The following is a 26027-nucleotide window of genomic DNA, read 5'->3' as shown; positions in this document are numbered from 1 at the left end:
TAAGAAAATCTCTGCAGGCTTGTAGCTCAGGTGGTTAGAGCGCACCCCTGATAAGGGTGAGGTCGGTGGTTCAAGTCCACTCAGGCCTACCAAATTCGCCTCCGTGCTGTGTTACGGCGATGCTCGCATACTTCAGTATGCTTCGCACCACCGCGCCTTGCCCGGAAACGAATTAGGGTACAGAGATTAGCATTTACGATGGGGTTATAGCTCAGCTGGGAGAGCGCCTGCCTTGCACGCAGGAGGTCTGCGGTTCGATCCCGCATAGCTCCACCATCCTTTACTTACTGCAACAACACAAGAAAACTTCAGAGTGTACCTGAAAAGGTTCACTGCGAAGTTTTGCTCTTTAAAAATCTGGATCAAGCTGAAAATTGAAACGACACACTGTTTCATTTCTCCGTAAACAAGAAATGAAAAATGGTGTGTTCGAGTCTCTCAAATTTTTGCAAGTCGATGATGAATCGAAAGAAACATCTTCGGGTTGTGAGGTTAAGCGACTAAGCGTACACGGTGGATGCCCTGGCAGTCAGAGGCGATGAAGGACGTGCTAATCTGCGATAAGCGTCGGTAAGGTGATATGAACCGTTATAACCGGCGATTTCCGAATGGGGAAACCCAGTGTGATTCGTCACACTATCATTATGTGAATACATAGCGTAATGAAGCGAACCGGGGGAACTGAAACATCTAAGTACCCCGAGGAAAAGAAATCAACCGAGATTCCCCCAGTAGCGGCGAGCGAACGGGGAGCAGCCCAGAGTCTGAATCAGCATGTGTGTTAGTGGAACGGTCTGGAAAGTCCGACGGTACAGGGTGATAGTCCCGTACACAAAAGTGCATATGTTGTGAACTCGAAGAGTAGGGCGGGACACGTGGTATCCTGTCTGAATATGGGGGGACCATCCTCCAAGGCTAAATACTCCTGACTGACCGATAGTGAACCAGTACCGTGAGGGAAAGGCGAAAAGAACCCCGGCGAGGGGAGTGAAAAAGAACCTGAAACCGTGTACGTACAAGCAGTGGGAGCCTCTTTATGGGGTGACTGCGTACCTTTTGTATAATGGGTCAGCGACTTATATTCTGTAGCAAGGTTAACCGAATAGGGGAGCCGAAGGGAAACCGAGTCTTAACTGGGCGTTAAGTTGCAGGGTATAGACCCGAAACCCGGTGATCTAGCCATGGGCAGGTTGAAGGTTGGGTAACACTAACTGGAGGACCGAACCGACTAATGTTGAAAAATTAGCGGATGACTTGTGGCTGGGGGTGAAAGGCCAATCAAACCGGGAGATAGCTGGTTCTCCCCGAAAGCTATTTAGGTAGCGCCTCGTGAATTCATCTTCGGGGGTAGAGCACTGTTTCGGCTAGGGGGTCATCCCGACTTACCAACCCGATGCAAACTGCGAATACCGAAGAATGTTATCACGGGAGACACACGGCGGGTGCTAACGTCCGTCGTGAAGAGGGAAACAACCCAGACCGCCAGCTAAGGTCCCAAAGTCATGGTTAAGTGGGAAACGATGTGGGAAGGCACAGACAGCCAGGATGTTGGCTTAGAAGCAGCCATCATTTAAAGAAAGCGTAATAGCTCACTGGTCGAGTCGGCCTGCGCGGAAGATGTAACGGGGCTAAACCATGCACCGAAGCTGCGGCAGCGACACTATGTGTTGTTGGGTAGGGGAGCGTTCTGTAAGCCGTTGAAGGTGGCCTGTGAGGGTTGCTGGAGGTATCAGAAGTGCGAATGCTGACATAAGTAACGATAATGCGGGTGAAAAACCCGCACGCCGGAAGACCAAGGGTTCCTGTCCAACGTTAATCGGGGCAGGGTGAGTCGACCCCTAAGGCGAGGCCGAAAGGCGTAGTCGATGGGAAACAGGTTAATATTCCTGTACTTGGTGTTACTGCGAAGGGGGGACGGAGAAGGCTATGTTAGCCGGGCGACGGTTGTCCCGGTTTAAGCATGTAGGCGGGTGTTTTAGGTAAATCCGGAACACTGTTAACGCTGAGGTGTGATGACGAGGCACTACGGTGCTGAAGTAACAAATGCCCTGCTTCCAGGAAAAGCCTCTAAGCATCAGGTAACACAAAATCGTACCCCAAACCGACACAGGTGGTCAGGTAGAGAATACCAAGGCGCTTGAGAGAACTCGGGTGAAGGAACTAGGCAAAATGGTGCCGTAACTTCGGGAGAAGGCACGCTGATATGTAGGTGAAGTGATTTACTCATGGAGCTGAAATCAGTCGAAGATACCAGCTGGCTGCAACTGTTTATTAAAAACACAGCACTGTGCAAACACGAAAGTGGACGTATACGGTGTGACGCCTGCCCGGTGCCGGAAGGTTAATTGATGGGGTTATCCGTAAGGAGAAGCTCTTGATCGAAGCCCCGGTAAACGGCGGCCGTAACTATAACGGTCCTAAGGTAGCGAAATTCCTTGTCGGGTAAGTTCCGACCTGCACGAATGGCGTAATGATGGCCAGGCTGTCTCCACCCGAGACTCAGTGAAATTGAACTCGCTGTGAAGATGCAGTGTACCCGCGGCAAGACGGAAAGACCCCGTGAACCTTTACTATAGCTTGACACTGAACACTGGTCCTTGATGTGTAGGATAGGTGGGAGGCTTTGAAGCGTGGACGCCAGTCTGCGTGGAGCCAACCTTGAAATACCACCCTTTAATGGCTGGTGTTCTAACGTAGACCCGTGATCCGGGTTGCGGACAGTGTCTGGTGGGTAGTTTGACTGGGGCGGTCTCCTCCTAAAGAGTAACGGAGGAGCACGAAGGTTAGCTAATCCTGGTCGGACATCAGGAGGTTAGTGCAAAGGCATAAGCTAGCTTGACTGCGAGAGTGACGGCTCGAGCAGGTGCGAAAGCAGGTCTTAGTGATCCGGTGGTTCTGAATGGAAGGGCCATCGCTCAACGGATAAAAGGTACTCCGGGGATAACAGGCTGATACCGCCCAAGAGTTCATATCGACGGCGGTGTTTGGCACCTCGATGTCGGCTCATCACATCCTGGGGCTGAAGTAGGTCCCAAGGGTATGGCTGTTCGCCATTTAAAGTGGTACGCGAGCTGGGTTTAGAACGTCGTGAGACAGTTCGGTCCCTATCTGCCGTGGGCGCTGGAGAATTGAGGGGGGCTGCTCCTAGTACGAGAGGACCGGAGTGGACGCATCACTGGTGTTCGGGTTGTCATGCCAATGGCATTGCCCGGTAGCTAAATGCGGAAGAGATAAGTGCTGAAAGCATCTAAGCACGAAACTTGCCCCGAGATGAGTTCTCCCTGAGACTTTAAGTCTCCTGAAGGAACGTTGAAGACGACGACGTTGATAGGTCGGATGTGTAAGTGTAGCGATACATTGAGCTAACCGATACTAATGAACCGTGAGGCTTAACCTTACAACGCCGAAGATGTTTTGGCGAAGAGACGCAAGATTCAGCTTGATTACAGATTAAATCGACAGACCGGAAAGGTGTGTTGATAACAGAATTTGCCTGGCGGCTGTAGCGCGGTGGTCCCACCTGACCCCATGCCGAACTCAGAAGTGAAACGCCGTAGCGCCGATGGTAGTGTGGGGTCTCCCCATGCGAGAGTAGGGAACTGCCAGGCATCAAATTTAGTGTGCTGATATGGCTCAGTTGGTAGAGCGCACCCTTGGTAAGGGTGAGGTCCCCAGTTCGACTCTGGGTATCAGCACCAGTTTTTCGGTTAAAGTTCGGCACTTAGAAAAGAATTTGTCTGGCGGCTGTAGCGCGGTGGTCCCACCTGACCCCATGCCGAACTCAGAAGTGAAACGCCGTAGCGCCGATGGTAGTGTGGGGTCTCCCCATGCGAGAGTAGGGAACTGCCAGACATCAAATAAGAACAAAAGGCCCGGTCTTTCGACCGGGCCTTTTGTTTTATCTGTGGTCTGTCGGTGAGCGCTCTCCTGAGGAGGACAAATCCGCCGGGAGCGGATTTGAACGTTGCGCAGCAACGGCCCGGAGGGTGGCGGGCAGGACGCCCGCCATAAACTGCCAGACATCAAATAAGTGAAAAGGCCATCCGTCAGGATGGCCTTTTTGCGTTTGATACACGGTAAAAATGCCAGAACTGTATCCGGCATATGGCTTTAATGGATAACCTGCGACAAAAACGCGCGAGTGCGTTCAGATTTAGGATGAGCAAAAAATTCATCCGGTGGTGCCTGTTCCACAATTTCACCAAGATCCATAAAGATTACCCGGTCGGCCACTGTGCGGGCAAAGCCCATCTCATGGGTAACACAAAGCATGGTCATGCCTGATTGCGCCAGACCTATCATGGTATCCAGCACTTCTTTCACCATTTCAGGATCTAACGCTGATGTAGGCTCATCAAACAACATTATTTTGGGTTTCATGCACAGCGAGCGAGCAATGGCTACACGCTGTTGCTGTCCACCAGAGATTTGCCCGGGATATTTATGCGCATGTTCGGCAATTCGAACTCGCTCAAGGTAGTGCATTGCCAGTACCTCAGCCTCTTTTTTCGGCATCTTTTGCACCCAGATTGGTGCCAGAGTGCAGTTTTGCAGGACCGTCAAATGAGGAAAGAGATTAAAGTGCTGAAAGACCATACCTACTTCTTGCCTGACACGCTCAATATTGCGGATGTCTTCATTGAGTTCTATCCCATCCACCACAATACGTCCTTGCTGATGCTCTTCCAGATGGTTGATACAGCGGATAGTTGTCGATTTGCCCGAACCGGAAGGTCCGCACAACACGATGCGTTCCCCCTGTTTTACCTTCAGGTTGATGTTTTTCAGGACATGAAACTGTCCGTACCATTTGTTGACGTTTTCCAGCGTAATCATCGCGTCAGTAGACTGCATTAATAATTGGCTCATAAATTCCTCAGTGCGGTGTACGCCCGGTGTTAAAACGTTTTTCCAAATGTTGGCTGTAACGCGACATGCTGAAACAGAAGATCCAGTAAATCAGTGCGGCGAAAACATATCCTTCCGTCGACATACCCAACCACGCGGGGTCCACAGTGGCCTGCTGCACGCTACTGAAAAGATCAAATAAGCCGATGATGATGACCAGACTGGTATCCTTGAATAAGGCGATAATCGTGTTAACCAGACCCGGAATAACCAGCTTGAGGGCTTGCGGGAGAATAACCAGCCCTTGTGTTTTCCAGTACCCTAACGCCAGTGATTCAGCGGCTTCATACTGACCTTTTGGTAGGGCCTGTAATCCTCCGCGAACCACTTCTGCGACATAGGCTGACTGGAAAAGAATAACGCCGACAAGCGCCCGGATAAGCTTGTCGATGCTGGTCCCTTCAGACATAAACAGAGGAAGCATGACCGAGGACATAAACAGAACGGTTATTAACGGTACGCCGCGCCAGAACTCAATGAAAATCACGGATAAAACCCGCACGACTGGCATATGAGAACGACGTCCCAATGCCAATAGAATGCCCCAGGGAAGTGCGCCCGCAATACCCACAGATGCGATGATCAGCGTCAGCGTTAATCCACCCCACTGCCGGGTTTCTACGCGTTCAAGGCCGAAAAAACCACCGTACATCAGCCACCAGACTACCACTGGATAAACAACGGCCCAGACGGCGATATAGCGGCCACGCAGCGGGATGGATTTCCAGAACATGGGAACGATAGACAGCAAACCAATTATCAGGGCCAGATTTACGCGCCAGCGTTGATCGTGGGGATAAAGCCCATACATGAATTGTCCAAAACGTTCATGAATGAACACCCAGCAGGCCCCGGCTTTGGTACAGTCTGCTCGGGTAGAACCTACCCAGTTGGCCTGAAAGAAAACCCAGTTCAACAGCGGTGGCAGGAATGACCAAATCAGCCATATGCACAGCAGCGTGAGCAGGCTGTTTGACCAACTGGAGAACAGGTTTTTACGCACCCAAAGTAGACTGCGATTTGCCGGGTTACCGCTCTGGCGCGAGGGGTGAGACAGCAGTGCTTTTGTCATCATGGCTCCTTAGCGCTCAATCAGTGCAATACGGCGGTTATAAATATTCATCAGCAGAGAAATGCTCAGGCTGATGATCAAGTACACCGACATCGTGATGGCAATAGTTTCGATAGCTTGTCCTGTTTGATTGAGTACTGTGCCGGCAAACAGCGAAACCATATCCGGGTAGCCAATCGCGGCCGCAAGTGAGGAGTTCTTGACGATATTCAGATACTGGCTGGTTAATGGGGGAATGATGACACGCAGCGCCTGTGGGATGATCACCTGACGCAGTGTTACCGGATTTGGCAGACCCAGCGAGCGTGCGGCTTCATGTTGGCCATAAGGAACAGCCTGAATTCCCGCCCGAATAATTTCTGCAATAAACGCCGAGGTATACACCGAAAGTGCCAGCGTCAGGGCTGCCAGTTCGGGAATAAGCACCATACCGCCACGGAAGTTGAAACCGCGAAGCACGGGGATATCCCAGTGAAGCGCTACGCCAAACATCCACTGTGCAATTAACGGTAAAAGCACGATCAGCGCCAGTGCCGTGGGCCAGGTCCGACGTAGCTGGCCGGTTTTGGTCTGGTGCATTCTGTTGAAGCGAAACAGGCCGATGGTGACGACGATAGCGATAATGACAGCGGCGCAAAAGGCAAAAAAACCTTCACCTATTTGCGGTGCCGGAATATAGAGCCCCCGGTTGCTGAGAAACATTAAATCCAGCGCGTTAACGGCCTGACGTGGACCAGGGAGGTTACGTAATACGGCGAAATACCAGAAGAAGATCTGCAGCAGCGGCGGTATATTGCGGAATGTTTCGATGTAGATTGTCGAGAGCTTTCGCAATAACCAGTTATCCGACAGGCGTGCCAACCCGAGAAAAAAGCCAAGAATAGAAGCGAAAACGATACACAACGCAGAAACTAATAGTGTATTGAGCAGGCCAACCACAAAGACACGGCCATACGTATCGCCTTGTTCGTAATCAATCAGATGCTGGACAATACCAAATCCCGCGCTGCGATCGAGAAAAGAAAACCCCGAGGTAATACCGCTATTGTTCAGGTTATTTATCGTGTTATGAATGAGATAGACCGCAATGCTAATAACCGCAATGACGGCGAGTATTTGAAATAACCAGGCGCGGACCGCAGGGTTAGAAAAGGATAACGATCCTTTTACGGTTGAGCGGCGATGGAACATAAGAAAACCTCGGTAACTATGACTCTGGGCTGAGCGCCGCAGTTGCGGCGCCCGTTACATCACTACGCATTAGCGCACCGGTGGTGCATATTGAATGCCACCGTTATTCCAGAGGTTGTTCTGCCCACGCTTGATCTTCAGTGGACTTTCCGATCCAACGTTCCGCTCAAAGATCTCTGAGTAGTTACCAACCTGCTTGATAATGTTGTAAGCCCATTTGTTATCAAGCTTCAGATCCTTGCCGTAATCCCCTTCTTTGCCTAGCAGGTGTGCCATATCCGGCGTTGCAGGATTAGCCGCTTTTTCATCGACGTTTTTCGAGTTAACACCCATTTCTTCCGCATTCAGCATGGCGAACAGCGTCCAGCGAACAATGGAGAACCACTCATCGTCCCCACGACGTACGACAGGTCCCAGCGGTTCTTTAGAAATAACTTCTGGCAGGACAATCCACTCCGCAGGATTACTCAGCTTGATTCGCAGGGCGTACAGCTGAGACTGGTCGGAAGCCAGCGTGTCGCAGCGTCCAGATTCCAGAGCTTTAGCGGATTCATCCGAGCGGTCAAAGGTGACGGGGGTGTACTTCATGTTGTTGGCTTTAAAGTAGTCAGCTACGTTCAGTTCAGTATCTGTTCCTGCCTGAATACAAACCGTTGCGCCATCCAACTCTTTAGCGCTTTTTAGGCCTGCTTTATTGTGAGTAAGAAAACCAATGCCGTCGTAATAAGTTACGCCCGTGAAAGACATCCCCATCCCAGCATCACGAGAAGAGGTCCATGTGGTGTTACGAGAGAGCATGTCGACTTCACCAGACTGTAACGCGGTAAAGCGTTCCTTGGCGGTGAGCGGGGTATATTTCACTTTGCTATCATCGCCAAATACGGCAGAGGCAACGCCACGACATACGTCGACATCAATACCAGAAAACTTACCGCTTGCATCGGCGTAAGAAAAGCCAGGCAACCCGTCACTGATCCCACACTGCACAAAACCTTTTTTCTTTACGGCATCAAGTGTTGCGCCGGCATGTGCCTGATTTGCAACCGCAAGCAGCACGCCGGCCGCAGCCAGGCTGGCTATTATCATCTTTTTCATAGAGCATCCTGTGTGGAGGAATTATTGTTATGGAAACGTTCTGAAAACGTTTTTTACCTGTCTGTGGCTATGGCCATACTCTTTTAAGCAAAGGTAGTGCCAGGTTTTTGCGCACGATTATTCGACGCAATATGCAGAGTGTAGACAGGAAAAAATAAATGCAGCGCCCTGAAGTGGTGCAAAATTGAAACGTAAGCCACATTTCGGCGCAAAAAATTTAAAAATCAGACAGGACGCAGGATAACAATTTCGGACGTTAATATTGATGGCGTGAGAATAATGAAAAGAAAACACGGTGTTACGAAGAACTGAAAAAATGCTAATTTCAAATCATGGATATGTGAGGCGAATCTATAATAATTTTATTATACATTGAGTGCTATAAACCAACGTTTTGTCTTATATAAAGATTTAATTCTTATTGCAAAAGCGCGGTATCCACCGCGCTTTTATGGAGATTTATTTGGTCAGGGCAACTATCCCAAGCGTCAGCCCGGCAACGGCTGCTGCGCCACCTGCGATGGCACCAGCTGTTTCCCAGTTATCCTGAGTGGTGCCTTTCATACAGGTATTGGTATGAACCAGGCGTCCCTGATCGTCGTATACAGGTACGCAAGGAGAATCGTGTGCACAGCCGGCAAGCAATGCGGTAAGCAATGCAACGGATATTAATCTTTTCATGGTGTTACCTCAAAAAATAAGCGTTTCGCTAATTGAGCAAAGACAAACGCTAAGCCATCTGCGAACTCGGGTTATTTTACCACCGCTTAAAAAAAGACTGACATGAGGAATAATCTCAATTCATGTGGATTGTAAAAATAATGGATAAAAAGAACGTTAATGGGGGAGTTTTCAGGAAAGGTTATTAAGAAATAAATGGCTATCTTATTAATAAATAAAGAGGGGCTTCTTGGGTACAAAAGGCGTCCGAAGACGCCTTTATTTTACAAATTAATCGTTATGCCGACTAAAACGCCGTCTGACGACTACGAAAAAGACCGGGACGAAGAAGATTGCCAACAGTGTCGCGGTCAGCATTCCCCCCATTACGCCTGTACCGACCGCATTCTGCGCACCGCTACCCGCACCGTGGCTGATAACCAGAGGCATAACCCCCAGAATAAACGCCAGAGATGTCATCAGGATTGGACGAAGACGCATGCGTGACGCCTCCAGAGTCGCTTCAATCAACCCCTTGCCTTCTTTATCCATCAGGTCTTTGGCAAACTCGACGATCAGGATGGCGTTCTTAGCCGAGAGACCAATAGTGGTTAGCAGGCCCACCTGGAAGTAGACGTCGTTATTCATACCACGCAGCGATGCAGCTAACAGTGCGCCAACCACGCCAAGCGGTACAACCAGCATGACCGAGAAGGGGATCGACCAGCTTTCATACAATGCAGCAAGGCAAAGGAAGACAACGATTAGCGAGATGGCATATAGAGCGGGTGCCTGGTTACCTGACAGTCGTTCCTGATAGGACATACCCGTCCAGTCATGACCAATACCGTTTGGCAGTTTTTCCGCCAGGCTTTCCATCAACGCCATTGCTTCACCAGTGCTTCGTCCGGGTGCCGCTTCGCCCAGTATTTCCATGGATGGCATACCGTTGTAACGTTCCAGGCGCGGTGAACCATAGATCCAATGTGATGCACTGAACGCAGAGAACGGAACCATTTCGCCATTGGCGCTGCGGATATACATATTATTGATATCTGCTGGCAGCATGCGATATTTTGCATCTGCCTGGACGTAAACTTTCTTCACGCGGCCACGGTCAATAAAGTCGTTAACGTAATAGCCGCCCAGTGATGCAGAGATGGTTTCGTTAATGTCCGACAGCGAAACCCCCAGCGCTTGTGCTTTCTCCTGATCGACATCCAGCTTAAACTGCGGCGTATCTTCCAGTCCATTCGGGCGTACGCGAACCAGCAGATCGGGGTGTTTAGCCACCATCCCCAGCAGTTGGTTACGTGCTTGCGTCAACGCTGTATGTCCCAGACCGCCCTGATCGATCAGCTCGAAATCGAAGCCGGTTGCGGTGCCCAATTCCACAATTGCGGGCATATTGAACGGGAAGACCAACCCATCGCGGATCTGGCTGAAAGCGCGTGTGGCCCGCGCAATGACCGCTTCAACACTGTTTCCCTCGCCGCTACGTTCATCCCAGGGTTTGAGGCTAACGAACGCCAGACCTGAGTTTTGCCCCTGACCGCTGAAGCTAAAACCGTTCACCGTGAAGACACTTTCGACGTTAGCTTTCTCATTGGTCAGGTAGTACTGAGTAACCTGATCCAGTACTTTCTGGGTGCGCTCTTGCGTAGCGCCCGCCGGAAGTTGAATCATTGTCATAAATACACCCTGATCCTCCTCTGGCAGGAAGGAGGTCGGCAGGCGCATAAACAGTACCGCCATTCCGATCACGATGATCAGATAGATAACCAGGTAACGCCCGGTTTTACGCACAATACCGCTGACGCTATTGGTATAGTGGTTAACGCTATGATCGAATTTGGCATTAAACCAGCCAAAGAAACCGCTTTTTTTCTCGTGATGTTCAGCCGATACCGGCTTCAACAGCGTTGCACAAAGTGCGGGAGTCAGGATCAGCGCTACCAGTACAGAAAGCGCCATGGCGGAAACGATGGTGATGGAGAACTGCCGATAGATAGCCCCGGTTGAACCACCAAAGAAAGCCATCGGGATGAAGACCGCAGACAGCACCATGGCGATACCGACCAGCGCGCCCTGAATTTGTGACATGGATTTTTCCGTCGCCTCTTTAGGCGGCAGATTATCTTCCATCATCACGCGTTCCACGTTCTCCACCACTACTATCGCATCATCGACCAATAGACCGATGGCGAGCACCATGCCGAACATCGTCAGAGTGTTTATCGAGTAGCCGAACGCGGCAAGTACAGCGAATGTGCCCAACAATACGACGGGGACAGCGATGGTTGGAATGAGCGTTGCCCGGATGTTTTGCAGGAACAAATACATGACCAGGAATACCAGTACAATCGCTTCAAACAGCGTTTTTACCACTTCATGAATGGAGATGGTTACAAACGGCGTCGTGTCGTACGGATAGACCACTTTCATTCCCTGCGGGAAGAACGGCTGCAACTCAACCAGCTTGGCTTTGATGGCGTTAGCGGTATCCAGCGCGTTCGCCCCGGTTGCCAGCTTAATACCAAGACCGGATGCAGGCTTACCGTTAATACGTGCCACGACGTTGTAGTTCTCACCACCCAATTCGATCCGTGCAACGTCCTTCAGGTGAACAACCGAACCATCGCTGTTCACGCGTAAAGTCACTTTGCCGAACTCTTCAGGGTCTTTCAGTCGTGTTTGTGCAATGATAGACGCGTTAAGCTGCTGATTAGGTAACGCGGGCGTCCCCCCTAACTGACCTGCGGCAATCTGATCGTTCTGTACCTTCAACTGATTGATCACATCAACCGGCGTGAGCTGGTACTTGTTCAATAAGTTCGCATCAAGCCAAATGCGCATGGCGTACTGCGCACCAAACAGCTGCACGTCACCCACGCCATTAAGACGGCTGATCGAATCTTTAACGTTCGAGGCCACGTAGTCGGAAATGTCATCCTGCGTGGTTTGTGGGTTATCAGAAACAAACCCCGCGACCATCAAAAAGCTGCTACTGGATTTCTCGACGCTAATCCCCTGTTGCTGAACTTCTTGCGGCAGGAGTGGAGTGGCGAGCTGCAGTTTGTTTTGCACCTGAACCTGCGCGATATCGGGGTCGGTACCGGACTGGAAGGTCAGCGTGATGGTGACGCTCCCCGCGGAATCGCTGGTGGAGGACATATACATCAGGTTATCGATCCCGTTCATATTCTGTTCGATAACCTGCGTAACCGTATCCTGTACCGTCTGTGCATCCGCACCTGGGTAGGTGGCGGAAATGGCGACCGCAGGAGGTGCAATAGTCGGGTACTGCGCCACGGGCAGTTGCATGATTGCCAAAGCGCCCGCCATCATCAGAATGATGGCCAGTACCCAGGCAAAGATAGGACGCCTGATAAAAAAGTTAGCCATGTCCGGTTACCTTATTGGGCTTTCGTGGCTGGGGTTTCGGTATCGGCGGTTGCTTTAACCTGAACGCCAGGGCGAGCTTTCTGTAAGCCGCTTACGATAACTTTGTCACCCGGTTGCAGGCCTTCGCTGATGAGCCACTTGTCACCAATAGCTTGTGCGGCAACGACTGCGCGAGACTCAACCTGATTCTTGTCATTAACGACCATTACGGTCGCATCACCGCGAGGCGTACGCGTTACCCCCTGCTGCGGAACAAGAATGGCATTCGGCTGGACACCTTCATCAATACGCGCGCGCACAAACATGCCCGGCAGCAGCGTGTGCTGTGGGTTAGGGAATACGGCCCTGAGGGTGATTGAACCGGTGCTTTCATCAACCGTCACGTCAGAGAATTGCAGCGAGCCTTTCAGCGGGTACGACTGACCATTTTCCATCACCAGTTCGACGGTACTGCTGGCGCTGTCCTTATGCAGGCTCCCTTGCTCAATGGACTGTTTGAGGCGCATAAAGTCATTACTGGACTGCGTTACGTCGACGTAAATAGGATCAAGCTGCTGAACGGTAGCAAGCTCAGTTGCCTGACCGTTGGTGACGAGTGCGCCTTCGGTGACGTTTGATTTACCGATACGTCCGCTAATGGGGGATGTCACTTTGGTGTAGGCCAGGTTGATACGTGCGCTTTCGACCGCCGCTTTTGCCGCGACCACGGAGGCATCGGCCTGGCGGGCATCAGCAATTGCCTGATCGTACTCTTGCTGACTGATGTACTTAGTGCCAACCAGCGGGACATAACGTTTTACCGTTAAATGCGCGATAGCGGCAGCAGCTTCACTCTTTGCCAGTTCGCCTTTGGCGCTGTCATAGTCTGCCTGGTAAGTCGCGGGGTCGATCTGATAAAGCGACTGGCCAGCTTCAACATCGCTTCCTTCGGTGAAATTCCGTTTAAGTACAATCCCGCTGACCTGGGGACGGACTTCCGCAATACGAAATGCCGTTGTGCGCCCTGGTAATTCGGTCGTTACGGCTAAAGGGGCCTTTTGGACGACATGGACAGTCACCTGCGGCTCTGCGGGATGAGCTTGTGTTTCTCCCTGATCGTTACAACCGGCGAGTAATGCTGCGGAGATGATGATGAATGAGGGCAGGAGTGAGAACCTGGCATTTTTCGTCATTTCTATTCCTTAAAAAACCGAACGCTCGTTATTAACCGGGTAACGCAGAGGCGATAACGCGCACAAGAAAAATAATAGTTGGCTATCCTACAAATTATTAGCTTGCGATGTAAGCAATACTTATTTATGGGCGGGGTACACGGCACGTAAAAACAAAAAAAGATTAATTCTCTGCCGTTTCATTATGGCATTAATAGCAATACTATGATGCGTGAAAACACATATTGAAATGAGTATTTGATTGGTGAATATATTGGCGGTTTTTATTTGTTTTGTTTATTCGTGTGTAATGTCTGCAATTAGCGCGTTTAAACCTCGTCTAAATAAATGCTAAGTGATACATTTGTTCCGTATAGTAAATATTAGATAAGAAAGTTAATCATTCTCTACTCTATCCAGACAGTCGAAACCATGGCCAGAAAAACGAAAGCTGATGCTCTCAAAACGCGACAGCACCTGATAGAAACAGCGATTGTGCAGTTTGCTGCGCGCGGCGTTAGCAATACGACGTTAAACGACATTGCAGACGCCGCCAGCGTGACGCGGGGGGCGCTGTATTGGCATTTTGAAAACAAGACGCAATTGTTTAATGAGCTATGGTTACAACAACCGCCATTGCGCGATCTTATTCAGGACCAGCTTATTGGCCGTTGGGGAGATAATCCTTTACAGCGACTGCGTGAAAAGTTGGTTGTGGGTTTGCAATATATTGCGCAGAATCCTCGCCAGCAGGCATTAATGCAAATTTTATATCATAAATGTGAATTTCATAACGATATGATATCAGAGCAGGCGATTCGCGATAAAATAGGTCTCAGTCATCAAAGTATTCGTGAATCTTTGCAGAGGTGTGTAGATGAAAATCTGATTGCCACTAGTCTGGATTTAGATGTCATCATCATTATTTTGCACGGTAGCTTTAGCGGAATAATAAAAAACTGGTTAATGAATCCAGTGAGTTATGATCTGTATGGGCAAGCACCGGTATTAGTTGATAACGTATTAAAAATGTTAAGTCCGGACGGCTGCGTAATGCAATTAATGCAGAGTGAAAATCAACCTGGGTAGATTTAGCCGCCAGAGCCTGACGGCTGTCGACGTGCTATCGGTGGTACTATTCGAGGTCGACGCAGTTGACAAGCTTAAGGGGATTCACTGAGTTCATATTCCGGCACTTGTCGTGCTCTGTTGTCATCAGCTCTATCCACTGAATGAGCAGAGCGTCGAAAAGAAAAACGAAGACCGCAAAAACAACCAGCCACCAATACTTGCGAATCATTACTAAACCCTGTGTATTCATGCCTAAGCGTGCAGGGAATATACACGAAATCTGCCACCTGAAAAGCAGACTTACAATGCTTTTACTTTGCAGAAAGATCGCCGTTCTTTGCCGTTAATCGACTCTTTTTAGACAGATTTTTTGTCTTACGCTTTTTCACCTTTGCAAGCTCCATCTCTGAAAAATGAGATCCAATACCCAATCTTCTGAGCCCCATTTTTACGTACTCGGCATTGATCTCAATCCCGACAAACTTGCGACCCAATTCCACGGCGGTGGCTCCAGTTGTGAAGCTACCGGCAAAGGGATCCAGCACCTTATCATCTGGGTTGGAGGACGCCAGAATGATGCGTTTGAGCAGGGCTTCGGGCTTTTGGGTCGGGTGATTTTCGTATTCGTCCATCAGATAACGTACACGTGGAAAATCCCAGACATTTCCCGGTACTTTTTTCTGGTTGTAGGGTTGAGGCGGATTTTTTCTGTAGTCTATAAGTGCGCGTTTGGCGCCAGTTTTGGCTTCAACCAGAATATCATCACGATTAAACGTATAGTTTTTCTGATCTTTTACCATCATCAGGATCGGTTCATACATGGAACCAAAGTAATTTTTGGCCTGTACCCCTGAGCTATCGTATGACCACACGATACGGCTCTTGATAGTAAAGAGCTGGCGGCATTTGAGATCAATATACGGCATGTTCTCCGTACTATTCATGATGTACATGGTGCCGTGCGGTTTGAGAATGCGATGGCACTCGTCAATGCACTCAAACAGCCACGCCAGAAAAGCCTCTTCATCCCAGGACTCCACCATCCCGTCAAAATCTTTACCGATGTTATAAGGTGGGTCGGCAAAAATGAGATCGACGCTTTCAGAAGGCAGCTTTTTCAGTTCGGTCAGTGCATCACCCAGGATTATCTTTTTAGATTCATCGCCAAAATAGACAGGTTCACATCTTGCGTTCATCGCCAAAGCCTCCCGTGTGACGTTAATAAAAAAGGCGCTTCCCCATGCCGAGTAGCGCCTTTTAAAACAAACATTTAACTGATTAGTATCAGTTCATGCCGTATTTTTTCAGTTTTTTACGCAGCGTACCACGGTTGATGCCCATCATCAGGGCAGCACGGGTCTGGTTACCGCGGGTGTATTGCATCACCATGTCCAACAGGGGCTGTTCTACTTCAGCCAGTACCAGCTCATAGAGATCGTTAACATCCTGACCATTCAATTGAGCAAAATAGTTCTTCAGTGCCTGTTTAACCGAGTCACGCAGGGGCTTTTGAGTTACCTGGTCCTGAGAGTTAACGGTAGAAACGGTCAGTACGTCAGAATTTACGCGTTGTTCGAACATAGTTCTGTCAGCTCTTTATTTCTGTTTACGCAAAATTTTCGAAGTATGCCTCCAACGCCGCCAGCTGTTCGCTGGAATCTTCAATGGCGTTGAATGTGCGCCGAAACTGGTCATCCGGAGCGTGTTCCTGGAGATACCAGGATACGTGTTTACGCGCAATTCGGTACCCTTTTGCCTGACCATAAAAGTCGTGCAGTTCCCGAACGTGCGCACAAAGCAAGCGCTTCACCTCTGCCAGAGGCAGTGGGGGCAGCAGCTCCCCAGTGTCCAGATAATGCTGGATTTCCCGAAAGATCCAGGGTCTTCCCTGAGCTGCACGTCCTATCATCAGGGCATCCGCCCCCGTATAGTCGAGTACAGCTCTGGCTTTATGCGGGTCAGTAATGTCGCCATTCGCGATAATCGGAATGGAAACTTTCTGCTTAACTGCCCGAATACTGTCGTACTCAGCATCTCCATTGAACAAACAGGCGCGGGTGCGTCCATGAATGGTCAGAGCCTGAATGCCACAGTCTTCAGCCAGTTGGGCAATCTCTACGCAGTTACGGTGTTCCGGAGCCCAGCCGGTGCGAATCTTGAGTGTGACAGGAACGTCCACTGCATTGACGACCTCGGTTAGTATTGATTTCACTAGATCCGGGTACTGCAAGAGGGCTGAACCTGCGAGCTTGCGATTCACTTTTTTAGCCGGACACCCCATATTGATATCAATAATCTGGGCGCCGCTTTCCACGTTAATACGTGCGGCATCGGCCATCTCAACAGGGTCGCTACCGGCAATTTGCACCGTGCGAATTCCTGGCTCATCAACGTGCACCATCCGTAAACGAGATTTGTCGCTTTCCCAAACCTGCGGGTTAGAAGACATCATCTCGGATACCGTCAATCCGGCTCCCATCTCATAACACAGCGTCCTGAATGGTCTGTCAGTGATGCCAGCCATAGGTGCTGCGATCAGGCGATTTCTGAGCTGGTATTGTCCGATGCGCATGAGTTAAGAAATGACCATACTGTGACTGCAAGGCGGCGTATATTACGCATTTTTCGCACGAGATGAAAGGCCAAACTTTGACCAATCCACTGAGGTGGATCAATGAATTGCCGTAAATATGAACGTATGAAAATATTTAATCATATAAATCATCGCATTAGAAAAATGTGTCGATTTTATATACGCATATAATTTTGCGTAACTTCTCATTTTTTCTTCAGCTACGGATCGCGCTGGCAAGATATTCTGCTGAATTAATCAGCAAATTGTCTCGCCATTGTGTGATCGCTACCTCATTTTAGTACAGGATCTCGGTATCCCCTGAATGGCTGTCCATTATCTTGCGTTCATTCAACGGTTGCGGTGGGCGATTATTCGCAGGTCCAACAATGTAGTGAAATTTATCCAGTTGTTCGGCGGAAAGGGCAACAGGCGTTTTCAGGACAGTCCAACTGACGCCTTCGGTACAGGGGGGCGTTGTTAACGAACCGCTGTAGCGCCAGTAGGTTTTGTTGTCAGGTAAAAGCTGGTTGATATTGACGGGCGAGAAAATAGGCATGCTGCTGTCTTCCATGGTTGGAAAAGATTCCCACAGATTTTGAATTGCCTGGTTAGGTTCGCCAACGTCAAGCATGACCGCCACGATAGCGACGTCTCCGTTTGAGTTTTTGTGGACTAACTGCAGCTCCAGCGGATAGGTTTTACCGTTTAGGGTATGTTCGCTCGGGGCGTGAAAATCCAACTGTTTGAGATAATAAATCTTTTCATCAACTTCAATGGAGCTGGAGGCATAGCTACTCATTGTTGCCCGTAGCATATGGTCAATGCTCAGAAATCTTGTTGGGCCATCGACGTATTGCATGTTGAGCGCGGGAAGGCCGAGTTTACTGGTTGTGGAGGACTGGATATCAATGGGTGATTGATTTGTTCCGGTTTGGCACGTTGTATACTCTTTGCTGATTTCTCCCCACTGTGCGGGGCCAGTCTCTCCGGTATATCCCCACGGTGCGGCCAGCGCGGACAGCGGCATCAGGCATGCTGTCAGTAAAGTTGTGGTAAATAGCTTGAAGCGCATACGTTTACTCAACGAAAATCACTATAAAATTAACAAAATCAATTGATTATTATATCGCTGGGGAACGTGTCAGTATGCTGGTCAATTGTCTGAAAATGGCGTGGTCAGACAACCACGCCGAAAGGGAGTTATTTTTTCTGACCGGTAATGCGGCACCACTCTTCTTTCTCGATAACCGGATCGAGCGTAAAGAGATCGGCATAGGCTTCGCAAACGCTTTCCGCCTGGCTGGCAAGAATACCTGAAAGCCCCAATAAACCACCCTCAACGGGCAATACGCTGATTAACGGCGCCAGCTCACGTAACGGGCCGGCAAGGATGTTGGCGACCACCACGTCAGCTTTCATCGCTTCAGGCTGGTCTTTTGGCAGGTATAGCTCCAGACGCTCGGAAACGCCATTGCGCTCGGCGTTATCCCGGCTGGCCTGAATCGCTTGCGGATCGATATCCACGCCGATTGCTTTCGCCGCACCCAGCTTCAGTGCCGCAATGGCCAGAATGCCGGAGCCGCAGCCAAAGTCGATAACCGTTTTGCCGTTAAGATCGAGACCATCCAGCCATTGCAGGCACAGAGAGGTGGTGGGGTGAGTGCCTGTACCAAACGCCAGACCCGGGTCCAGCATCACGTTGACGGCATTCTCATCCGGAACATCGCGCCAGCTTGGGCAAATCCACAGACGTTCGCCAAAGCGCATAGGGTGGAAATTATCCATCCATTCGCGTTCCCAGTCTTTGTCTTCGAGCTGTTCGATTTTATGCGCAAAGCCTTCGCCCAGTAGCGGATGCTGTTCCAGGATGGCAACCACTTCTTTCATGTCGGTTTCTGCATCGAATAAGCCGATAACATCGGTATCACCCCACAGGCGTGTCTCGCCAGGAAGAGGCTCAAATACCGGCGTATCATGCGTGTCCTGGAAAGTAATGGAAACGGAGCCCGCTTCCATCAGCGCATCGCTCAACTCTTCAGCGTTGGCACCGGTCGTGTTCAGTTTCAGTTGGATCCATGGCATAGCAAAACTCTTTATTTATCAGTAGTCAATATGGCAGCTTGCGGGACGGCGGAACCGAAACGGTTGCCAATCAGGAAAGCCAGCAAACTTATCAGTAACGAGGGCACAATCGGGTGGAAGCCCAGGTACTGAACGTTAAAGGTGGCGAGTACGGCATAAAGTACGCCGCCGACAATCATTGCGCTCAATGCGCCCGCCGCGTTTGCCCGCTCCCAGTACAGGCCCAGCACCAGCGGCCACAGGAAGACGGCTTCCAGTCCGCCAAACGCCAGCAGGTTAAGCCAGATAATCATCTCTGGCGGTTTCCAGGCGGCCAGCAGCAATAATGCACCCAGCAGCAGGGTAATCACTGCCGACATGCGCTTCAGCCGGGTTTCGTTTTTCAGCTGTTCCGGACGAAGGTTCAGATACAGATCCTTAATGATCGTAGCGGAACTTTGCAGCAATTGGGCATTGATCGTCGACATGATCGCCGCCATGGGGGCCGCGAGGAAGATCCCGGCAGCTATCGGCGGCAAGACTTTGACCATCAGCGTAGGGATAACCAGATCCGGTACCGTCAGGTCAGGGATTACCGCTCGTCCCAACGCACCTGCCAGATGCATACCAAACATCAGGATCGCCACCACGATAGTGCCGATGATAATGCCGCGGTGCACTGCTTTACTGTCTTTATAAGAGATGCAGCGTACCGCCGTATGCGGCAGGCCAATGACGCCAAAGCATACCAGTACCCAGAATGAGGTCATGAACGTGGGTGACAGAATGTCATCAGCACCCTGCGGCGAAACCAGTTTAGGATCGATGGTTTGCAGGGTTACTACCGCATTACTCAGGCCACCGGCAGCGTGAACGACACCGACCAGTAGAACGATAGTACCAATCAGCATCACCATGCCCTGCATGGTGTCGTTCAGCACGCTGGCGCGAAATCCGCCGAACGCCGTATACAATGCGATACTGACGCCAAAAATCAGCAAACCGGTTTCGTAAGGGATGCCCGCAGCGGTTTCCAGCAAACGCGCACCGCCAATAAACTGCACGGTCATTGCGCCGACAAAGGCGACCAGCAGGCTAAGGCTCGCCAGCCACACCAGCAGGCGGCTCTGGTAGCGCGCAAACAGCATATCGTTGAGGGTAACGGCATTATAACGACGGGCCAGAATAGCGAATTTCTTGCCGAGTATACCCAGAGAGAGCCAGACGGCCGGAAGCTGAATCATTGCCAGCAGCACCCAACCTAGCCCATATTTGTAGGCAGCACCGGGACCGCCAATAAATGAACTGGCACTGATATAAGTGGCTGTCAGCGTCATCGCTAAAACGATGCCGCCCATCGAACGGCTGCCAAGAAAATATTCATTCAGGAAGGTGCCGGTCACTCTCTTACGCATGGCATAAACAGAAAGACCGAAGACCACCAACAGATAGGCGACCAGCGGAAAAATAACTTCAAGCTGCATCGTCATCCTCCAACGGAATGTCGCGATAGATGAACTTCACCATCGCCCAGCACAGTACGATAAAAACCAGCGGCGTTAGCAGGCAGGCCATTTCGAACCAGTGCGGTAAGCCAGTAAAACCGAGCGTGGAATCGGGTAAGTAAGCGGCCACTAACCATGAGGCAAGATATAAAAGGGTCAGCCACAGCGCCCAGCGCGCCTCTTTATGGGCCTGAACAAAACGAGCGTCCATTTTTTGTCCCTTGTGGATAAAGAAAGCGGGGATTGTACCTTATGGCACGTGCGGGAGGGGAGAAAAACAAAAGGCCGGAATTTCCGGCCTTTTCGGTAAACGCTCGCTTACTTTTCCTGAAGTCCGAGTTTTTTCTCCAGATAGTGGATATTGGTTCCACCGTGCTGGAAATGCTCGTCATTCATGATGCGGATCTGCAGATCGACGTTGGTTTTGATACCGTCGATGATCAGTTCCTGCAATGCGTTTTTCATGCGGGCGATCGCTACGTCGCGGTTTTCACCATAGCAGATCAGCTTACCGATCATTGAGTCATAGTACGGAGGTACGGTGTAGCCTGCGTAAATATGAGACTCCCAGCGCACACCAAAGCCACCCGGCGCGTGGAAACGCGTGATTTTACCCGGGCTTGGCAGGAAGGTGTTCGGGTCTTCGGCGTTGATACGGCATTCTACCGCATGGCCTTTAACCACAACTTCGTCCTGCTTGATGGACAGTGGTTGTCCAGCAGCGATGCGCAGCTGCTCTTTGATCAGGTCAACGCCGGTGATCATTTCGGTTACCGGGTGTTCAACCTGAATACGGGTGTTCATCTCAATGAAGTAGAACTCGCCGTTTTCGAACAGGAACTCGAAAGTACCCGCCCCGCGATAGCCGATATCAACGCACGCTTTGGCGCAACGCTCGCCGATGTAGCGACGCAGTTCCGGGGTAATACCCGGCGCTGGTGCTTCTTCGACGACTTTCTGGTGACGACGCTGCATGGAGCAGTCACGTTCTGCCAGATAAATCGCGTTACCCTGACCGTCTGCCAGCACCTGAATTTCGATGTGACGTGGGTTTTCCAGGTACTTCTCCATGTAAACCATGTCGTTGTTGAAAGCTGCTTTCGCTTCCGCTTTGGTCATGGAGATGGATTGTGCCAGTTCGGCATCGCTGCGCACGACGCGCATACCGCGACCGCCGCCGCCGCCGGAGGCTTTGATAATAACCGGGTAGCCGATGCGTTTAGCATGAGCGCGGTTAGCGTCCATGTCATCGCCCAGCGGGCCGTCAGAGCCTGGGACTGTCGGTACGCCAGCTTTCTTCATGGCGGTGATTGCGGACACTTTGTCGCCCATCAGGCGGATGGTGTCGGCTTTTGGGCCGATGAAGATAAAGCCGGAACGTTCAACCTGCTCAGCAAAGTTGGCGTTCTCAGAGAGGAAGCCATAGCCCGGGTGAATTGCCACCGCGCCGGTGATTTCAGCAGCGCTAATGATAGCCGGGATGTTCAGATAGCTTTTTACGGACGGAGCCGGTCCAATACAGACCGTCTCATCCGCCAGCAATACGTGTTTTAAATCGCGATCCGCGCTTGAGTGCACCGCGACAGTCTTGATGCCCAGTTCTTTACAGGCACGAAGAATACGCAGGGCAATCTCACCGCGGTTGGCGATAACAATTTTATCCAACATGTTCGCCTCGTTATTCGATGACGACCAGCGGCTCGTCAAATTCTACCGGTTGACCGCTTTCTACCAGAATCGCTTTCACTACGCCGGATTTATCAGCTTCGATCTGGTTCATCATTTTCATGGCTTCAACGATGCACAGGGTATCGCCCGCATTCACTTTCTGACCGATTTCGATGAACGCTTTCGCATCCGGGCTCGGGGTGCGGTAGAACGTACCAACCATTGGGGAGCGTACGATGTGACCACTGATTTCCGCTGCTGCCGGAGCTTCCATACTTGGAGAGGCAGTTTGTGCGACAGCGTTAGACAGAGCTGGCTGCTGCATCACTGGTGCAGCATAAGCCTGTTGCATCATTGGAAAACTTGCAGCTGGCGCCGCACGGCTGATGCGTACAGACTCTTCGCCTTCAGAAATTTCCAGTTCGGAGATGCCTGATTCTTCAACCAGCTCGATCAGTTTTTTAATCTTACGAATATCCATGAGTGGGTTCCGTACTCTTTGTTTAGTGAGATTGTGACAAGCGTTTTACCGCCGTCTGTATAGCATTTTTATAACAGTGAGTGACAAGATGCCACGCATCTCAGGCGTTGCACTGGGTGCGGTTGCCATTAAGTGAGATTGCCAGACTTGTTAGTCATTGTGCGGCTATCTTCTGCCATTTTCGGGTAAAAGACAAAATATACCTTCAACATGCGAATGTCACCCTTTCAACGCTCTAAAAACGCTACCGGGGATAGCAAAGTCGCACATTATAACTATTTCGTAGCAATTGGCAGCTAAATACTGGTCTTATCAGGGAAGATAATCAACCGTTAACATGTAAAGAAAATCGGATCGTCCGTGTTTTGCAACGCACTGCACATATCGTGAAACTACCGCCACCACTGGCGAAGCTTCTTGTAACGGCAGGCTAACAGCACCGCAGCGAGTACTGCATAAATGATCGGTTGAGGGGAGATAATTTTTACCGACCACAGATAATGTATGGGTGCCAGGATCGCCACAAGATAGACGAAGTTGTGCAAATACTGCCAGTTTTTACCCAGCTTTCGCTGTGCTGATTGCGTAGACGTTAAAGTGAGGGCGAATAATATGACCCAACTGGCAATGCCCAGCATCAAATAAGGTCGTGTGATTAATTCCCGTCCTAACAACGCCAGATTATTAATACCCAACTCGAGGAGCGCGTAGCTGGTTAAATGCAGCGTTGCCCAGGCGAAACACCATAGCCCTAACAGGCGACGTGTGCGTATCAATAATGGCTGTTTAGCGTAGCGCGCGAGAGGAGAGACCAGCAAGGTCGCCAGTAAGAATTTCAGAGCTGTCCTACCGGTAAAGTGCTGGATATCTTTGACCGGATCCGCGCTCAGGCCGCCGTTATTTACCGCCCAAAAGAGCCAGATAAACGGTAAAAAACCGGCAAGATGCAGGCAAATTTTCAGCCCGGTAATGTGCTTTGCGGTCAGACGCACTTAAAAATTCTCCTGCAAATTAAGGCCACGGTACAGCGACGCAACCTCGTTGGCGTAACCGTTAAACAGCAGCGTGGGTTGGCGCTGAACGTCCAGAATACCGCCAGCGCCAATAAAACGCTCAGTGGCCTGGGACCAGCGGGGATGATCGACATGCGGATTCACGTTGGCATAAAACCCGTATTCATTGGGGGCGGCCAGATTCCAGGTTGTCGGAGGACGCTCGCGCGTGAGCTTAATACTCACGATCGACTTTATGCCCTTAAATCCGTACTTCCACGGCACAATCAAGCGAATGGGCGCGCCATTTTGTGGCGGGAGGGCTTTTCCATAAACCCCCACGGTAAGCAGCGTGAGCGGATGCATCGCTTCATCCAGGCGCAGCCCTTCAACATAGGGATACTTCAGCCCGCCGCCAATAAAACGATCTTTCTGTCCCGGCATATCCTCCGGTGCGTACAGCGTTTCGAACGCGACATACTTTGCGTTGCTGGTGGGTTCAACCTGCGCCAGCAGTTTATGTAACGGAAAGCCAATCCACGGCACAACCATTGACCAGGCTTCCACGCAACGCATCCGGTAAATCCGTTCTTCCAGCGGGAAACGGGCGGTCAGGGCGTCGTGATCGAGAGTGAGTGGTTTTGCAACTTCACCGCTGATTTTCAATGTCCATGGATCAGTTTTCAGGCTGCCAGCGTTGGCTGCCGGATCCGCTTTATCGAGGCCGAATTCATAGAAGTTGTTGTAACCAGAAACTTTATCCGCTGGGGTTAAAGGAAGCGAATTTTGCCAGACGGCGGGTTTACTGAAATCAAGTGGCTGACCCGCGGGCGCGGGGGGGCGGTCATTTCCCTTAAACCAACTCAGAAGGTCAGCCTGCGCAGAGTGGGGTAAAGACAACGCGGCAGCGCTTATCCCTAATGCTTTCAGCACCTGGCGACGCTGCATAAAAAAAGCCGACTCGTCAGTGACGTCGGCTTCTGTAAATGGACGTAATTTCTTCATAACAGACTCCCGGCTTACGCGTCATAACTGACAGGGGACGCGTAGTTAATATGGCAGGGAGTCTGTAGATGTGCCGCGAAATTTCGTTAATTAAGTGTAAATTTCTGCGCCAGAGTCAGTTATTTCACCTTCACCAGCGTGCGGCCTTGTACCTGGTTATTGATGATCGCATCAGCGAACTTCGGCGCATCCGCCAGCGTAATCTCCGTTGCCGCCTGAGCATAGAAAGATTCCGGCAGATCCTTAACCAAGCGCGCCCAGGCTTCTGCACGGCGTGCCGCCGGCGTCATCACAGAATCCACCCCTTGCAAACGTACGTTACGCAGAATAAATGGCATCACCGTGGTTGGCAGTGCGAATCCCCCCGCCAGGCCGCAAGCGGCAACACAGCCACCGTAGTTCATCTGTGCGAGGACTTTTGCCAGAACTTTGTCGCCAACGGTATCCACCGCGCCAGCCCACAGCTGTTTTTCCAGCGGGCGTGATTCTGCAAACTCATCGCGGCCAAGAATACGGTTAGCGCCCAGGCTCTTGAGGTAATTATGGGTGCTTTCGCGACCTGAAACCGCCGCAACCTGATAACCCAGCTTATGTAGTAACGCAACGGCCGTACTGCCCACGCCGCCGCTGGCGCCGGTGACGACAATCTCACCGTCTTGCGGACGAATACCTGCATCTTCAAGCGCCATAACGCACAGCATAGCGGTAAAGCCGGCGGTACCGATGACCATGGCTTTACGTCCATCCAGTCCATTTGGCAGCGCAACCAGCCAGTCGCCTTTCACGCGTGCGCGTTCTGCCAGTCCACCCCAATGATTTTCGCCTACGCCCCAGCCGGTCAGTAAAACTTCCTGACCCGCATGAAAACGGGGATCTTCGCTTGCGCGAACGGTACCGGCGAAATCAATGCCAGGAATCATCGGAAAATTACGAATGATTTTACCCTTGCCGGTGATAGCCAGGGCGTCTTTGTAGTTCAGGCTTGACCAGTGGACATCCACCGTCACATCGCCTTCCGGTAGCTGATTTTCGTCGAGGGGCTGAACGGATGCGAGGGTTTTTCCGTCCTGCTGTTCTAAGATCAAAGCCTGCATAACCTGTCCTCAATTCGTATAGTGGATTGGAAAATGAATAATGAAGACTATACTCGCTAATCAAAACATGATGCCGATTCTGCGCAATAAATT

General features: G+C 50.7%; 21 protein-coding genes, 3 tRNA genes and 3 rRNA genes. 7 read left to right on the top strand and 20 right to left on the bottom strand.

Going from position 1 to position 26027, the window contains the following annotated elements; all coding sequences use genetic code 11:
* The first annotated feature begins 15 nt into the window (after window positions 1-15).
* From E1B03_RS23930 to rrf (E1B03_RS23905), 6 genes are all read left to right on the top strand, one after another.
* Window positions 16-92: transfer RNA gene (locus E1B03_RS23930), tRNA-Ile, on the top strand.
* A 108-nt stretch (window positions 93-200) separates the two neighbouring features.
* Window positions 201-276, top strand: a tRNA-Ala gene (locus E1B03_RS23925).
* A 214-nt stretch (window positions 277-490) separates the two neighbouring features.
* A 23S ribosomal RNA gene (locus E1B03_RS23920) occupies window positions 491-3397 on the top strand.
* A gap of 95 nt (window positions 3398-3492) precedes the next feature.
* Window positions 3493-3608, top strand: a 5S ribosomal RNA gene (gene rrf / locus E1B03_RS23915).
* A 14-nt stretch (window positions 3609-3622) separates the two neighbouring features.
* Window positions 3623-3698 (top strand) — tRNA-Thr (locus E1B03_RS23910).
* 38 nt (window positions 3699-3736) lie between these two features.
* Window positions 3737-3852 (top strand): 5S ribosomal RNA (gene rrf / locus E1B03_RS23905).
* 258 nt (window positions 3853-4110) lie between these two features.
* Here rrf (E1B03_RS23905) and E1B03_RS23900 read toward each other — a convergent pair.
* The 7 genes from E1B03_RS23900 to E1B03_RS23870 all read right to left on the bottom strand — a co-directional run bounded on the left by E1B03_RS23900 (window position 4111) and on the right by E1B03_RS23870 (window position 13503).
* On the bottom strand, window positions 4111-4869 hold the full coding sequence (locus E1B03_RS23900) for an amino acid ABC transporter ATP-binding protein (protein ID WP_047408260.1): 759 nt from the start codon (window positions 4867-4869) through the stop codon (window positions 4111-4113).
* A 7-nt stretch (window positions 4870-4876) separates the two neighbouring features.
* Window positions 4877-5980 (bottom strand): amino acid ABC transporter permease, encoded by a 1104-nt coding sequence (locus E1B03_RS23895; RefSeq protein ID WP_103769934.1) that lies wholly within the window; start codon window positions 5978-5980, stop codon window positions 4877-4879.
* A gap of 9 nt (window positions 5981-5989) precedes the next feature.
* Entirely contained in the window at window positions 5990-7171 is a 1182-nt protein-coding gene (locus tag E1B03_RS23890) for an amino acid ABC transporter permease (protein ID WP_103769933.1), read from the bottom strand.
* Window positions 7172-7240: 69 nt separating this feature from the next.
* Window positions 7241-8266, bottom strand: a complete 1026-nt coding sequence (locus E1B03_RS23885; protein WP_003025295.1) for an amino acid ABC transporter substrate-binding protein — start codon at window positions 8264-8266, stop codon at window positions 7241-7243.
* 459 nt (window positions 8267-8725) lie between these two features.
* Window positions 8726-8947 (bottom strand): lipoprotein, encoded by a 222-nt coding sequence (locus E1B03_RS23880; RefSeq protein WP_043017839.1) that lies wholly within the window; start codon window positions 8945-8947, stop codon window positions 8726-8728.
* A 270-nt stretch (window positions 8948-9217) separates the two neighbouring features.
* Entirely contained in the window at window positions 9218-12331 is a 3114-nt protein-coding gene (locus tag E1B03_RS23875) for an efflux RND transporter permease subunit (RefSeq protein WP_103769931.1), read from the bottom strand.
* Window positions 12332-12342: 11 nt separating this feature from the next.
* Window positions 12343-13503 carry an efflux RND transporter periplasmic adaptor subunit gene (locus E1B03_RS23870; RefSeq protein WP_103769930.1) on the bottom strand — a complete coding sequence of 387 codons (1161 nt, stop codon included), beginning with the start codon at window positions 13501-13503 and terminating at the stop codon, window positions 12343-12345.
* Between the two features lie 411 nt (window positions 13504-13914).
* Here E1B03_RS23870 and envR point away from each other — a divergent pair, with 411 nt between their 5' ends.
* Window positions 13915-14571, top strand: a complete 657-nt coding sequence (gene envR, locus E1B03_RS23865; protein ID WP_103769929.1) for an acrEF/envCD operon transcriptional regulator — start codon at window positions 13915-13917, stop codon at window positions 14569-14571.
* A gap of 46 nt (window positions 14572-14617) precedes the next feature.
* Here the strand turns inward: envR and E1B03_RS23860 are convergent, their stop codons facing one another.
* From E1B03_RS23860 to acuI, 13 genes are all read right to left on the bottom strand, one after another.
* On the bottom strand, window positions 14618-14782 hold the full coding sequence (locus E1B03_RS23860) for a DUF2556 family protein (protein WP_003025279.1): 165 nt from the start codon (window positions 14780-14782) through the stop codon (window positions 14618-14620).
* An 82-nt stretch (window positions 14783-14864) separates the two neighbouring features.
* Window positions 14865-15749: an adenine-specific DNA-methyltransferase gene (yhdJ, locus tag E1B03_RS23855; RefSeq protein WP_133087043.1), complete on the bottom strand. Its 885-nt coding sequence runs from the start codon at window positions 15747-15749 to the stop codon at window positions 14865-14867.
* A gap of 88 nt (window positions 15750-15837) precedes the next feature.
* Window positions 15838-16134: a DNA-binding transcriptional regulator Fis gene (gene fis, locus E1B03_RS23850; protein ID WP_000462905.1), complete on the bottom strand. Its 297-nt coding sequence runs from the start codon at window positions 16132-16134 to the stop codon at window positions 15838-15840.
* 25 nt (window positions 16135-16159) lie between these two features.
* Entirely contained in the window at window positions 16160-17125 is a 966-nt protein-coding gene (dusB, locus tag E1B03_RS23845; RefSeq protein WP_003025224.1) for a tRNA dihydrouridine synthase DusB, read from the bottom strand.
* Window positions 17126-17423: 298 nt separating this feature from the next.
* The gene (locus E1B03_RS23840; RefSeq protein WP_133087042.1) at window positions 17424-18200 is read right to left on the bottom strand and encodes a carbonic anhydrase; all 777 of its coding nucleotides are present in this window, start codon (window positions 18198-18200) and stop codon (window positions 17424-17426) included.
* Window positions 18201-18328: 128 nt separating this feature from the next.
* Window positions 18329-19210, bottom strand: a complete 882-nt coding sequence (gene prmA / locus E1B03_RS23835) for a 50S ribosomal protein L11 methyltransferase (protein WP_043017832.1) — start codon at window positions 19208-19210, stop codon at window positions 18329-18331.
* 11 nt (window positions 19211-19221) lie between these two features.
* Window positions 19222-20673, bottom strand: coding sequence for a sodium/pantothenate symporter (gene panF, locus E1B03_RS23830; protein WP_103769926.1), 1452 nt, complete (start codon window positions 20671-20673; stop codon window positions 19222-19224).
* A complete protein-coding gene (locus E1B03_RS23825) occupies window positions 20663-20905 on the bottom strand; it encodes a YhdT family protein (protein ID WP_103769925.1) in 243 nt (80 codons plus the stop codon). Before E1B03_RS23825 ends, panF begins: the two co-directional genes overlap by 11 nt.
* A gap of 107 nt (window positions 20906-21012) precedes the next feature.
* Entirely contained in the window at window positions 21013-22362 is a 1350-nt protein-coding gene (accC, locus tag E1B03_RS23820; protein ID WP_003828838.1) for an acetyl-CoA carboxylase biotin carboxylase subunit, read from the bottom strand.
* A gap of 10 nt (window positions 22363-22372) precedes the next feature.
* Window positions 22373-22843: an acetyl-CoA carboxylase biotin carboxyl carrier protein gene (gene accB, locus E1B03_RS23815; RefSeq protein ID WP_003025210.1), complete on the bottom strand. Its 471-nt coding sequence runs from the start codon at window positions 22841-22843 to the stop codon at window positions 22373-22375.
* A 392-nt stretch (window positions 22844-23235) separates the two neighbouring features.
* A complete protein-coding gene (msrQ, locus tag E1B03_RS23810; RefSeq protein WP_103769924.1) occupies window positions 23236-23835 on the bottom strand; it encodes a protein-methionine-sulfoxide reductase heme-binding subunit MsrQ in 600 nt (199 codons plus the stop codon).
* Window positions 23836-24840, bottom strand: a complete 1005-nt coding sequence (msrP, locus tag E1B03_RS23805; protein ID WP_133087041.1) for a protein-methionine-sulfoxide reductase catalytic subunit MsrP — start codon at window positions 24838-24840, stop codon at window positions 23836-23838.
* A gap of 119 nt (window positions 24841-24959) precedes the next feature.
* Complete coding sequence (acuI, locus tag E1B03_RS23800; RefSeq protein ID WP_133087040.1) at window positions 24960-25934, bottom strand: acrylyl-CoA reductase (NADPH); 975 nt, start codon at window positions 25932-25934, stop codon at window positions 24960-24962.
* Window positions 25935-26027 lie beyond the last annotated feature (93 nt).

The organism is Citrobacter arsenatis, from assembly GCF_004353845.1.
GTDB lineage: Bacteria > Pseudomonadota > Gammaproteobacteria > Enterobacterales > Enterobacteriaceae > Citrobacter > Citrobacter arsenatis.
The sequence above is the reverse complement of the archived record's forward strand: the minus strand, read 5'-3'. Positions and strand labels throughout refer to the sequence as shown.